We start from the raw sequence: 12,874 nt of genomic DNA, 5'->3' as shown, positions 1-12,874 counted from the left end.
GATTTCCTCGGTTACGTCTTATTACAGGCGATTAGCAATTACAATGTGTTAGCGGATGCAGATAGCGGGATTCGCCGGGCATACTGGTGATTCGGTACTTGTGCGGCGGCACGTCGAAATAGTTCTTGAACGTGCGGGTCAGGGTTTGTTGCGATTCAAACCCATAACGCTCAGCCAGATACAGAATCGGCTCGTTGCTCTCTTTCAGCTTCTGCGCAATTTCCGTCAGCTTACGGCTGCGGATGTATTGCCCTAAAGAATGACCGGTCTCTTTTTTGAACATCCGTTGCAGGTGCCATTTTGAGTAACCTGAACGCTCAGACACCTTCTCAAGTGAGAGCGGCGATTCCAGGTTATCTTCGATCCAGTCCAAAATGCTATGAATAGTGATGGCGTCATTATTGCGTCTGGACATCGTCATACCTCTTCTGTTTACGGCAGGATTTTCTTCAGCAAATGCTCAAGAGTGACCACTTCATCCGCCGTTAAGTTTTTTGTTAGTTCCTGGTGCAGTGTTTGTCCTACTAACTCATGACAGCGTTCGCACATGGCCGCACCATCGCTGGTGAGCTGCACCAGTACGCCGCGCTTGTCATTGGGGTTAGGTCGCCTTTCAATCCATCCTTTGCAGACAAGACGATCGAGCATGCGCGTGAGCGCGCCAAGGTCGACAGAGAGCACCTTTTTCAGCTCAACCGGGGTGATGCACACTTCGCAGCGAATGGAGCACAGCACTTTGAACTGGGTCGCAGTGATGTCCATCGGAGACAGATAGTCGTTGAGCAGGCGATCTTTTTTCTGGTTCACCATATGAATAAGACGGCCCAGTGGAATAATTTCGTTAAAGAGATCACTGGTGCTTTTCACAATGGTTGCCCTGGCAAGTAGTTTAATCACGGCAGATATTATTGCTTAGGCAAGTATAAGTCAACCGAATGTATCCGCCGATGCCACGATTTGCTAAAACGTTTCATGAACTTTTTTTGAGTCCTTTTAAATCATAAACATAACGCAGGGTTATCGTAATTCAGCGGAAAACACTGCTTACGTTGTCTGCGTGGCTGTGTCAGGCCATTTCACCGTATACTGTCAGTGTTGATTATGGATAAGGACGACGACGCACTATGGTGGAATTAATTCAGGCAATAGGACTTGGGCTGGTGGTGCTGTTGCCGCTGGCGAACCCGTTAACAACCGTGGCGTTGTTTTTAGGGCTGGCGGGCAACATGAACAGCGCCGAACGTAACCACCAGTCGTTGATGGCGTCGGTGTATGTTTTCATCATCATGATGGTGGCCTATTACGCCGGACAGGTGGTGATGAACACCTTCGGGATTTCGATTCCCGGGTTACGAATTGCAGGGGGCTTAATCGTCGCCTTTATCGGTTTCCGCATGCTGTTCCCGGCGCATAAAGCCCATGAATCGCCGGAAGCCAAAAGTAAATCGGAAGAGATGGAGTCTGAGCCTTCCGCTAATATCGCATTTGTACCGCTCGCCATGCCAAGCACGGCAGGGCCAGGGACGATAGCGATGATCATCAGCTCCGCGTCAACGGTACGTGATGGCACAACCTTCTCCGCGTGGGTCGTCATGGTGGCGCCACCGCTGATCTTTGCCATTATCGGCGTCATTTTGTGGGGATGTTTGCGCAGTTCCGGCGCGATCATGCGTTGGGTGGGTAAAGGTGGTATCGAGGCGATTTCTCGTCTGATGGGCTTCCTGCTCGTCTGTATGGGTGTGCAGTTTATTATTAACGGCGTACTGGAAATTATTAAGACCTACCACTAACACAGCCGGGCCTACACAATCTGTAGGCCCGGGCAATTGCTACTCTCTTCGGCAAACATCACCCGTGATGCGTCTGCTCTTCCAGCGCCACCGGCCACTTGCGGAAGATCAGAATCGACCAGATCAACGCCGCCAGCGCCGGAATCGCCCCCAGATAGCCAATCGCTGACATAGAAAAATGCAGGCTGATCTGATTTCCCACCAGCGCACCCGCGCCGATGCCGAGATTGAAGATCCCGGAGAAGAGCGACATCGCTACATCGGTGGCATCCGGTGCCAGCGCCAGGACTTTAACCTGCATACCGAGGCCAATAATCATCATCGCCACGCCCCAGCAAATACTCAGTATCGCCAGATTTGTTTCGCTACCCGCTGCCGGCATCAGTAACACCAGACACAGCATCAGTGCACCGATAGCGCCGCTCACCAGCAGCGACGCGTGCTGATTGCCCAGTTTGCCAAACAGGATACTGCCGATAATGCCAGCCCCGCCGAGGAGCAGCAGAAGCACCGTTGCAAAATTAGCGCTAAAGCCCGCGACAACCTGCACAAAAGGTTCAATATAGCTGTAGGCCGTGTAGTGGGCGGTAACGACAATGACCGTCAGCAGATAAATACTCATCAGCGCCGGGCGGCGGAACAGCACCGGCAGGCTTTTAAGCGAGCCGGAGTGTTCACTCGGTAATTTCGGCAGGAGTTTGATCAGGCACAGCAGGGTGATCAATGCGCCCATACCGATGGCAACGAAGGTGGTTCTCCAGCCGAAATACTGCCCGACGATGCGCCCGATAGGCAGGCCGAGCACCATCGCCAGCGCGGTGCCGGTCGCCAGCAGGCTCAGCGCCTGCGCGCGTTTACCTGCAGGTGCCAGACGAATGGCCAGCGAGGCGGTAATCGACCAGAAAATGGCGTGAGCGAACGCAATACCGATGCGGCTTATCACCAGCACGGTAAAGTTCCAGGCGAGGAACGACAGCACATGGCTGGCGATAAACAGCACAAACAGGCCAATCAACAGCTTGCGTCGCTCCATCTGGCTGGTCAGCAGCATAAACGGCAGGGACATCAGCGCCACCACCCACGCGTAGATGGTCAGCATGATCCCGACCTGCGCAGTTTCCATCTGGAAACTTTGAGCGATATCGGAAAGCAGACCCACGGGAACAAATTCCGTGGTATTGAATATAAACGCGGCAATGGCAAGCGTGACCACACGTAGCCACGCGACCTTGCGTGAAACTGTGTTCGAAGGCATAAGATTTGGGGTTCGTTGCTGAAAAGATGAGAGGGCGATCTTAAAGCCTTAACTGGCTAAAAGACAATCATTATGTGATGCAGATCTCAATATTTTGCTTATACGTCCTGTAGCGAAGGGCGTTGTTTTCCTTGAATATAAAGAACAGCACAATAAAAACAGGCGGTACGACGATGCAAGAAATTGATTTTTATCTGGTGGATGCCTTCAGCGATAAAGCCTTTGGTGGCAACGCCGCCGCAGTGTGTCCGCTGGAGGAGTGGCTTCCGGACGAGACGTTGCTCAGCATGGCGAAGCAACATAATCAGTCGGAGACGGCGTTCTTCGTGCGTACGGACGAGGGTTTTGAGCTGCGCTGGTTTACGACACTTGATGAGATTGACCTGTGCGGGCATGCCACGCTGGCGGCGTCGCATGTGATCTTCGAATATCTCGACTATCCGCATACGGAAATTACCTTCACTACCCGTTTTGTCGGCAAACTGACCGTGAAGCGCAACGGCGACTGGCTGACGCTCAACTTCCCGGCCTGGGCGAGTGAGTCCGTCGATAACCCTCCTGCGCTGCTGTTTTACTCCCTTGGGATCACCAGCGCGAAAGAGGTTCGCGTGGCGCGAGACTATATGGTGGTGCTGGAAAACCAGCAGCAGGTTGAGTCCATCAGCCCGGATATCTCATCCATGATCCCGCTCGACAAAATGGTCTGCATTACGGCGCCCGGCGACGAAGCGGATTTCGTCAGCCGCTTCTTCTGCCCTGGCGAAGGCGTGCCAGAAGATCCGGTGACGGGGTCCACCCACAGTATGCTGATCCCCTACTGGAGCGAAAAGCTCGGCAAAACGCAGATGCAGGCGCGCCAGGTGTCGGCCAGAGGCGGGGATCTACGCTGTGAGCTACAGGGCGACCGGGTTCTGATTGGCGGGCAAGCCACGCTGTATCTCAAAGGAAAAATCTTCCTGCGCCAGTAGTCTCCGATTTTACGTCTACATGCCCGCAGTCTGCGGGCATGCTGCCAGTAGGGGGAGATGTTATCGCGGTTTAAACACAATGACTGTATATAATTACAGTGCCCCGCATTTTTGGCACCCTTTATCAGGTAATCCTCAAACGAGGTGCAGAGATAAGTTAAAAGTATGAACACCTGAACCGAGGTGGCAGCTATGTTGATAACAAACAACAAAAGGAGCCTGCCATGTATTCCATTACCTCTGAATCTGCCTCTCATCCGGATATTCTGGCGCTGATCGCCGCCCTGGACAGCTATCAAACTGAGCTTTACCCGGCGGAAAGCAACCATCTGGTCGATCTCACCCAGCTGGCGGCGGGGTCGCTTTTAATGATGGTGATCCGTGATAACCAGCTGAATGCCGTGGGCTGCGGGGCGATCGTGCTCAACGGCGACGGCAGCGGGGAGATGAAACGGGTGTATATCGATCCCACCCATCGCGGACAAAGGCTTGGGGAAAAACTGCTGGCGGCGCTGGAGGACGAAGCCCTGAGCCGCCACTGTCACACGTTACGCCTCGAAACCGGTATCAAGCAGCACGCGGCTATTCAGCTGTATGAGCGCTGCGGTTATCAGGCGCGCCCGGCGTTTCCGCCCTACGACGAAGATCCGCTAAGCCTGTTTATGGAGAAGGTGCTGGTGGCTGACGTTCGTTTAGCAGTGCTATAAACGCTTCAAGCTGACGCGTCATTGCACCGCGTCGCCACACCAGCCAGGTCGTGAGCCAGCGCCAGTTTTCTGCCAGCGGCCACGCCTCCACCTGAAGATGCCCCGGCATGCTCTCCAGCATCGAGCGGGGCATCAGCGCAATACCTGCGCCCGCAATCACACAGGCCAGCATACCGTGGTACGACTCCATCTCATGGATCCGCCCCGGCGTGGCGCGATCTGCGTGAAACCAGCTCTCCAGATGCCGTCTGTAGGAGCAATTAGCGCGAAACGCGTACACGTCCCGACCGCTCACCTGCGTGGCGCGCGACACCTTTTCATGCCCGGCGGCGGCAACCAGCATCATCTCTTCCTGATAGACCGGCATCCCGTCCAGCTCCGGATGCGAGAGCGGCCCGTCGACAAACGCTGCGCTCAACGTGCCCTCCAGTACGCCATCGATCATCGTGCCGGAAGGTCCGGTGGACAGGGCGAACTGAATGCGCGGATAGCGTTGGTTAAACTGCGCCAGGGATTCAGGAATGCGCACCGCGGCGGTGCTCTCCAGCGCCCCCAGAGCGAACAGCCCCTGCGGTTCATCCCCGGCGACCACCATCCGCGCCTCGTCGACCAGGGCGAGGATCTGCTTGCTGTAGCGCAGAAAGTTATGCCCGGCGGGTGAGAGGCGCAAACGCTGGTTTTCACGGATAAACAGCTCAACGCCAAGATCCGCCTCCAGCTGACGGATTCGGGTGGTCAGGTTGGACGGAACACGATGCACCTTCTGTGCCGCCTGGGTGATGCTCCCGGTCTGGGCGACGGCGTTAAACATTTCGAGCTGAGTTAAATCCATAGCATTCTCTATTCGTGAATAAGTGAGTCAGTATTATTCATTTTTAAGAAATAGCAGAGTGAGCCACAATCAATCAACCCTTATTACGTGGAGAAGACTATGACTCATTCACCGGCTACCCATGCGCTGTCAGTTAATCCGGCTAACGGCGAAACCCTCGCGACCTATACGTGGGCCACCGCCGCCGAGGTAGAGCAGGCGATCGCGCTGGCGGATCGCGGTTTCCGTCAGTGGCGCAATGAAAGCGTTACTCACCGGGCGCAGAAACTGCGCGATCTTGCTACCGCACTGCGGGCGCGCGCAGAAGAGATGGCGCAAATGATGTCCCGTGAGATGGGTAAACCTATTTTGCAGGCACGCGCCGAAGTGACGAAATCTGCCGGTCTGTGCGACTGGTACGCCGAGCACGGCCCGGCGATGCTGGCTGCGGAACCGACGCAGGTTGAAAATCAAAAAGCGGTGATCGAGTATCGCCCGCTGGGACCGGTGCTGGCGGTGATGCCGTGGAACTTCCCGCTGTGGCAGGTGCTGCGCGGGGCGGTACCGATTCTGCTCGCCGGTAACAGCTATCTGCTGAAACACGCGCCGAACGTTCTGGGGTCGGCGACGCTTATCGGCGAGATGTTCGCGGATGCCGGTTTTGCGCCAGGGGTGTTTGGCTGGGTCAACGCCACGAACGACGGCGTCAGCCAGGCGATTAACGATCGTCGCATCGCTGCGATTACCGTCACCGGGAGCGTACGTGCCGGGGCGGCAATTGGCGCACAGGCGGCTGCGGCCCTCAAAAAATGCGTGCTGGAGCTGGGTGGGTCCGATCCCTTTATTGTGCTGAACGATGCGGATCTGGATCTGGCCGTGAAAGCGGCCGTTGCCGGGCGCTATCAGAATACCGGACAGGTGTGTGCGGCCGCTAAACGCTTTATTGTCGAAGAGGGCATCGCAGAGCAGTTTACCGAACGCTTTGTCGCGGCTGCTGCGGCCCTGAAGATGGGCGCGCCCGATAACGAAGAGAACTATCTGGGGCCGATGGCGCGGTTCGATCTGCGTGATGAACTGCATCAGCAGGTACAGGCGACGCTTAACGAGGGCGCAACGCTTTTACTCGGCGGAGAGAAAGTGGCCGGTGCGGGGAATTACTATCCGGCGACCGTATTAGGCAACGTCACCCCAGAGATGACCGCGTTTCGTCAGGAGCTGTTCGGCCCGGTCGCCGCGATCACCGTGGCGAAAGACGCGGAACATGCCCTGATGCTTGCAAACGACAGTGATTTTGGTCTGTCGGCGACCGTGTTTACCGCCGATGCGCAACGTGCCGAGGCGTTTGCTCGCCAGCTGGAGTGCGGCGGGGTGTTCATCAATGGCTTCAGCGCCAGCGATGCGCGCGTGGCCTTTGGCGGCGTGAAGAAAAGCGGCTTTGGTCGTGAGTTATCTCACTTCGGTTTGCATGAGTTCTGCAATATCCAGACCGTATGGAAAGACCGCGTGTAGGTATTATTAAACTTGCTTAAAAGGCCTTCACCGCGAAGGCCTTTGTCATTTTTGTGTCATGGTTCTGTCATTTGCGTTTCGTAGACTCCCACGCGTCTAACGTACTGTTACAGAAGAATATTATGAACCTAACGCAAATTTTCAGCCGTATTGCGAAGCGTCAGTTTGGTCTCCTGGCGGGCATCTTTTGTATTATCGGGCTTTTCTCCGCCCTGCAGCTCTCCTCGTCAATTCTCCTGACCGCCTCGCTTCGTGATGCCCAGCGCAATGAACAACAAAATCAGCTGGCGCAACAGCAGCAAAGCAAACTGGATCTGGCGCGTGTCTCCCTGCTGGCGGCAAGCGATCTGCTCAATCGCTCGGGCGTCTATTTTATGCAGGATAAAGAGACCGGCTCTGAAGGGAGCTGGAACAGTCTGATGGATGAAGCGCAAAAGGCGCTTAATGCTTCCCAGGAAGCGTGGAAGGGCTGGCTGGCGCTGAATCCGCCCAAAGACGAGGCGCTGATTAATAGCTATCAGTTATTCTACGGCGCCATCAATGAGCAGGCGGAAGGGCTGGTAAAGACCCACTCCATTGACGCCTTTTTTGCCGTCCCCGCCCAGGCGTTTCAGACCGACTTTAATGATAACTACGCGCGCTATCAGCAGCTGAGCGAGCAACGAGCAGGAGAAGGGCGCCAGTCGCTGATGGATCGCCTCGCTGATTTGCAGTCGCTGTTCCTGCTGGCGCCAGTGGTCCTGCTGCTGATTGCGGTGGCGGTGTGGTTTGGCATGTCGCGCTGGGTGATTTCCCCGCTGCGCAGGCTTATCGCTCATATCAACCAGCTCGCCGCCGGAGATCTCTCGGGTGCCGCGCCGACTGTAAACAGTTTTAACCGCGAAATCGGGCAGTTGAGCGCCAGTATTAGTACCATGCAGCGCGGATTACAGCAGCTGGTGACGCAGGTGAGTGAAGCCACGACCGCAATGGTGGAAAACATCGGCGAATTGGCGGAGGGCAATCAGAAGCTGTATCAGCAATCCGCGCGGCAGGCCCAGGAGTTGAGCGACGTGACGGCGCACATCGCCACGCTGGAAAACCACGTGGAGGGCAATACGGGGTACGCGAAGCTCGCCAGCTCGCGTGCGGATGAGGCGCGCAAGACGGCGGCGGGGGGCGATATCATGATGTCGACCGTTAATGCCTCCATGCAGGCGATCGTAGAACGATCGTCAGAGATGCGCGGGATCGTCTCGATGATCGACAACGTGGCGTTTCAGACCAACATTCTGGCGCTGAACGCCGCTATTGAAGCCGCCCATGCGGGCAATCAGGGGCGCGGTTTTGCGGTTGTTGCGCGTGAAGTGGGATTGCTGGCGAGAAAAAGCAGTCACTCGACGCAAACCATTCAGGAGCTGATTAATCACTCGTTACAGGGAATTGAAGACGGGTCGAAAGCGGTGGTGAAGCTTGAGAACAACCTGCAACAGGTGACCGGGCTGGTGGCAAATCTGAGCGGTCTGCTTGACGATATTTCTGCTGCCACGATGAGTCAGGGGGAGAGTATTCATCAGATGACGCGCCAGCTGCAGGCGCTGAATCAGGTGTCGCAACAGACGGATGTACTGGTGACCACCGCCTCGCAGGCGTCGCGTCGCTTACACGATGAGTCGTATTTGCTGATGCAGGCGGTTTCGCGTTTTCGACTTCCCGCCTGACGCGACACATTCGCCTCTGTTATACTCGCAGCCCGTTTTTGGCCTCCAGGCAAGGAGCAACATGTGGCTGCGGTCATCGATAATCAGATGCTGGAAGAGATTCTGGCGCAGGTTCGTCCGTTAATCGGGCAGGGAAAGGTTGCCGATTACATTCCGGCGCTGGCGTGCGTCAGTGGCAATAAGCTGGGTATCGCCATTTGCACCGTGAAAGGTGAGCTTTATCAGGCTGGCGATGCCGCCGAGCGCTTTTCGATTCAGTCGATCTCCAAAGTGTTAAGCCTGGTTGCGGCGATGCGACAGTATGACGAAGACGAGATCTGGCAGCGGGTGGGGAAAGATCCTTCCGGACAGCCGTTTAACTCGCTGCTCCAGCTGGAAATCGAACAGGGCAAACCGCGCAATCCTTTCATCAACGCCGGGGCGCTGGTGGTCTGCGACATGCTGCAGAGCCGTCTTAGCGCGCCGCGTCAGCGGATGCTGGAGATTGTGCGCCAGCTGAGCGGCGTTTCGGATCTGAGTTACGACGCTAACGTTGCTCGCTCTGAGTTTGAACATTCGGCGCGAAACGCCGCCATCGCCTGGCTGATGAAGTCTTTCGGTAATTTCCACAACGATGTGGCTACCGTGCTGCAAAACTATTTCCACTACTGCGCGCTGAAAATGAGCTGCGTGGAACTCGCGCGTACTTTCCTGTTTCTGGCCGACCAAGGCTTCTCCTCGCTGCATAATCAGGCAGTTGTGACGCCGATGCAGGCGCGTCAGGTCAATGCGCTGATGGCGACAAGCGGGATGTATCAGAACGCCGGGGAATTTGCCTGGCGCGTCGGGCTGCCCGCTAAATCAGGCGTTGGCGGCGGGGTGGTGGCCATTGTCCCTCACGAAATGGCGATTGCGGTCTGGAGCCCGGAGCTGGATGACGCCGGGAACTCGCTGGCAGGCGTGGCGGTGCTAGAGCAACTCACCCAGCGGCTGGGGCGGTCCGTCTACTGATGAACACCCTTGACGATCTGTTTGCCCGGCTGGGGCGTTCAACGTTTCGTTCTCGCTTCAAACTGGGTGCGAAAGAGCGGCAGTACTGCTGGGACAAAGGGGCGGAAACTATCGATCAACACGCCGCGGATTTCGTTGCCCGTCGTCTGGCGGCGGCCATGCCCGTCAACGACGGCAAGCAGACCCCGATGCGCGGGCATCCGGTCTTTATCGCCCAGCATGCTACGGCAACCTGCTGTCGCGGTTGTCTCGCTAAATGGCACCATATTCCCCAGGGCGAGGCGTTAAATGCCGATCAGCAGCGTTACATTGTGACGGTCATCCACCACTGGCTGGTGCTGCAAATGAACGCCCAACCTTGATGGGTTATGCATGCCGGCTATGTATGTTATAGATACGTGCTAATCTTTTATTATTCTGCTGATGACCGCGAAATAATTGCGCTAAGCAATTATATGGATTGATATTTGATGCCTTCTTCTTTGACATCCTTTAAGCCTTTTCTGCCCGATAATCCGCTTCGCAATGCGGTCAGTATTTTTATTCTGACCACGCTGTTCTATTTTATTGGCGCGGAACTGCGTCTGGTGGAAGCGCTCTCACTGTTCTGGCCGCTGAATGGCGTAATGGCCGGGGTGTTTGCCCGTTACGCATATCTTAACCGTCTGCATTATTACGCGGTGTCCTATGTCGCGATGCTGATGTATGACGCGGTGACCACCAACTGGGGGATGGCCTCGGTGGTGATCAACCTCTCCAATATGGTGTTTATCGTGACCGTGGCGCTGCTGGTGACACGAGACAGACGTCGGGGCCGCACGGTTCCGGACCCTATTAATGCCTTACGCCTGTTTAACTTTTGCCTTATCGCTGCGCTGCTGTGCGCGCTGGTGGGGGCGATGGGTTCCGTTGGGATCGACAGTCAAACTTTCTGGCCGCTCTTTGCCGACTGGTTTAGCGAGCAGTTCTCGACCGGCGTGCTGATTCTGCCGTGCTTGTTGACCGTTAAAATCCCTGAGATCAAGAACTCGGTGCGGGTAGAACACTTTATGCCCGTGGTGGCACTGATCGTCTCTGTCCTGGCCTCGGTGGTGATCGGCGGGGCGGGCAGCCTGGCCTTTCCGCTGCCAGCGCTGATCTGGTGTGCGGTGCGTTATTCGCTTCCCGCGACCTGTCTGCTGACCTTTGTCACCGGCGGGGTGGAGATCATCCTGGTGGCGAACTCGATTATTAATATTGCCGTGGCGACGCCGCTTTCGACGCCGATGATGTTCTCTGCGCGTCTGGGCATCGCGACCATGGCAATTTGCCCGGTGATGGTCTCCGTGAGCGTGGCGGCGATTAACTCTCTGATTCATCAGGTGTCATTGCGCGCCGATTATGACTTCCTGACGCGCGTCTATTCGCGCTCAGGTTTGTATGAAGCGCTGAAACACGAGGAGTCCCATCGTCATTCCCGTTTTCTGACCGTGATGCTGCTCGATATCGACTACTTCAAAAGCATTAATGACAACTATGGACATGAGTGTGGCGACCGGGTGCTGGCCTCTTTTGCCGGGCAGGTGCAGCAGGTGGTGGGCGAGGACGGGCTAGTGGCGCGCATGGGCGGGGAAGAGTTTGCGGTCGTGGCCAATACCGTTGATGCCCGTCAGGGCGTTGAGCTGGCAGAACGTATCAGAGAATCTGTTGCTTCGCATCCCTTCAGCTGGGGTCAGCACACGCTGTTTTTGACGGTGAGTATTGGGCTTGGCAGTGCGAAAGCAGAATCCTGGCAACTCACGGAGGTCTTTAATAAGCTGTTAGCCGAAGCCGACGAGTATCTCTATCGTTCGAAAAAAGCTGGGCGAAATCGTACCAGTGCGCGTCATCCAGACGATCTGCGCGTCGTCGAACCGCAAAAAAGTACGGAACAGATGTAAACGTATCCATCCCAGGCAGAATGCGGCCCTGATGTTATCACTTTGCTGATAAATTGCTTGCTACGTATTTTTAAGCTCAATAAGATACCGGTGATAACACATCGGAAAAATCGCGTAATGAACGGAACTGATAAACTGAGTAAAAACCATCGCTTACCAGGGAGTCGTTTTGTTAAACGTATGTATCTGATGCGTATCCTGGGCACTTTTCTCTGCTTTATTCCTATTCTTTCTGTCCTGATTGAACATCAACGTTCAGTATGGCTAATGCTTTTGCTGGCGCTAAACGCGTTTGTCTGGCCGACCGTCGCCTGGCTGCGCGCCAGCCGCTCTTCTACGCCGCTGGCCGCAGAACATCAAAATCTGGTGATCGATGCGGGGGCAGGAGGGTTCTGGATCGCGATGATTGCCGTGAATCCGCTGCCCTCGGTGGTGATTGCCACGATCCTGCTGGCCGATCGTCTCTCCGCAGGTGGTTTTGCCCTGATGAAGCGCGCGGCGATAGCCATGCTGGCGGTGTTTCTCGCCGCCTGGCTGTTGCAGGGCATGGCGATTATTATCACCGTTTCGCAACAGACCATGTTTGCCACCTTGCCCCTGATTGCCATCTACATCATTGCGCTTAGCGTGCTGACGGACAGTATTGCCATTCGTCTGCGGATCAAATCCCGCGAGCTGGAGCGGATCGCGATGATGGATCCGCTGCTGGATATCGCGAACCGGCGCCTGCTGGAAAAGCGCATCGAACACGAGCTGAATAAACTTCAGCAGGCCTGCCGGGAATCGGCGCTGATGTTCATTGATATCGATAATTTTAAAGAAGTGAACGATCGTTTCGGGCATAAAGTCGGGGATGCGTTGCTCGCCTCGGTCTCGGAGATTTTACACATTGCCACACGTCAGACAGACACCCCGGCGCGGCTGGGCGGCGATGAGTTTGTGATCCTGCTTCCGGATACCAGCATCGATGAGGCGCACGTGGTGGCGTCGCGGATCATGGAGGCCGCCGCCATTATGCAAGATGTGGCGCATGAAACCGTCAATTGCACCCTCAGTATTGGCATCGCGGGGGCGACCCGCGAGATGTCAAACGTAACGGACTGGCTGCAGGCGGCAGACACTGCGCTTTACCAGGCTAAGCGCGGCGGTAAAAATCGAATTTTTGCGCACTGACAAGTCGTTTCTTTAGGCTAAGCTATTAAAAAGCTGCGTGTCAGGAGACATC

General features: G+C 55.8%; 13 protein-coding genes. 9 read left to right on the top strand and 4 right to left on the bottom strand.

Annotated features, from left to right (window positions below; all coding sequences use genetic code 11):
- Positions 1-31: 31 nt before the first annotated feature.
- On the bottom strand, positions 32-415 hold the full coding sequence (gene marA, locus F153LOC_RS02660) for an MDR efflux pump AcrAB transcriptional activator MarA (RefSeq protein ID WP_142503360.1): 384 nt from the start codon (positions 413-415) through the stop codon (positions 32-34).
- 17 nt (positions 416-432) lie between these two features.
- A complete protein-coding gene (gene marR / locus F153LOC_RS02655; RefSeq protein ID WP_100780183.1) occupies positions 433-867 on the bottom strand; it encodes a multiple antibiotic resistance transcriptional regulator MarR in 435 nt (144 codons plus the stop codon).
- Between the two features lie 257 nt (positions 868-1,124).
- Here marR and F153LOC_RS02650 point away from each other — a divergent pair, with 257 nt between their 5' ends.
- Positions 1,125-1,790, top strand: a complete 666-nt coding sequence (locus F153LOC_RS02650; RefSeq protein WP_100780182.1) for a MarC family NAAT transporter — start codon at positions 1,125-1,127, stop codon at positions 1,788-1,790.
- A gap of 58 nt (positions 1,791-1,848) precedes the next feature.
- Here the strand turns inward: F153LOC_RS02650 and F153LOC_RS02645 are convergent, their stop codons facing one another.
- Entirely contained in the window at positions 1,849-3,045 is a 1,197-nt protein-coding gene (locus tag F153LOC_RS02645; protein WP_102103709.1) for a sugar transporter, read from the bottom strand.
- Positions 3,046-3,218: 173 nt separating this feature from the next.
- On the opposite strand from F153LOC_RS02645, the gene F153LOC_RS02640 reads away from it, so the two are divergent.
- Both F153LOC_RS02640 and F153LOC_RS02635 read left to right on the top strand, forming a co-directional pair.
- Positions 3,219-4,013, top strand: a complete 795-nt coding sequence (locus F153LOC_RS02640) for a PhzF family phenazine biosynthesis protein (RefSeq protein WP_102103710.1) — start codon at positions 3,219-3,221, stop codon at positions 4,011-4,013.
- Between the two features lie 224 nt (positions 4,014-4,237).
- Positions 4,238-4,720 carry a GNAT family N-acetyltransferase gene (locus F153LOC_RS02635; protein ID WP_102103711.1) on the top strand — a complete coding sequence of 161 codons (483 nt, stop codon included), beginning with the start codon at positions 4,238-4,240 and terminating at the stop codon, positions 4,718-4,720.
- Here the strand turns inward: F153LOC_RS02635 and F153LOC_RS02630 are convergent.
- Positions 4,674-5,552, bottom strand: coding sequence for a LysR family transcriptional regulator (locus F153LOC_RS02630; protein ID WP_102103712.1), 879 nt, complete (start codon positions 5,550-5,552; stop codon positions 4,674-4,676). The two genes, F153LOC_RS02635 and F153LOC_RS02630, sit on opposite strands and share 47 nt — an antisense overlap.
- A 99-nt stretch (positions 5,553-5,651) precedes the next feature.
- Between F153LOC_RS02630 and sad the strand changes: the two genes are divergently transcribed.
- From sad to F153LOC_RS02600, 6 genes are all read left to right on the top strand, one after another.
- On the top strand, positions 5,652-7,040 hold the full coding sequence (sad, locus tag F153LOC_RS02625; protein WP_102103713.1) for a succinate-semialdehyde dehydrogenase: 1,389 nt from the start codon (positions 5,652-5,654) through the stop codon (positions 7,038-7,040).
- Between the two features lie 122 nt (positions 7,041-7,162).
- Positions 7,163-8,740 (top strand): methyl-accepting chemotaxis protein, encoded by a 1,578-nt coding sequence (locus F153LOC_RS02620; RefSeq protein WP_102103714.1) that lies wholly within the window; start codon positions 7,163-7,165, stop codon positions 8,738-8,740.
- 63 nt (positions 8,741-8,803) lie between these two features.
- Positions 8,804-9,730, top strand: coding sequence for a glutaminase B (glsB, locus tag F153LOC_RS02615; RefSeq protein WP_100780175.1), 927 nt, complete (start codon positions 8,804-8,806; stop codon positions 9,728-9,730).
- Positions 9,730-10,092 carry a DUF4186 domain-containing protein gene (locus F153LOC_RS02610; RefSeq protein ID WP_100780174.1) on the top strand — a complete coding sequence of 121 codons (363 nt, stop codon included), beginning with the start codon at positions 9,730-9,732 and terminating at the stop codon, positions 10,090-10,092. The genes glsB and F153LOC_RS02610 overlap by 1 nt, the downstream gene beginning before the upstream one ends.
- 108 nt (positions 10,093-10,200) lie before the next feature.
- Positions 10,201-11,649, top strand: coding sequence for a diguanylate cyclase (locus F153LOC_RS02605; RefSeq protein ID WP_102103715.1), 1,449 nt, complete (start codon positions 10,201-10,203; stop codon positions 11,647-11,649).
- Positions 11,650-11,829: 180 nt separating this feature from the next.
- Positions 11,830-12,822, top strand: a complete 993-nt coding sequence (locus F153LOC_RS02600) for a diguanylate cyclase (protein ID WP_102103862.1) — start codon at positions 11,830-11,832, stop codon at positions 12,820-12,822.
- Positions 12,823-12,874 lie beyond the last annotated feature (52 nt).

It is taken from the genome of Lelliottia sp. F153 (genome assembly GCF_002870005.1).
GTDB classification, from domain to species: Bacteria; Pseudomonadota; Gammaproteobacteria; order Enterobacterales; family Enterobacteriaceae; genus Enterobacter; species Enterobacter nimipressuralis.
Note: the sequence above shows the minus strand (reverse complement) of the source record. Positions and strands in the feature narration are given on the sequence as shown.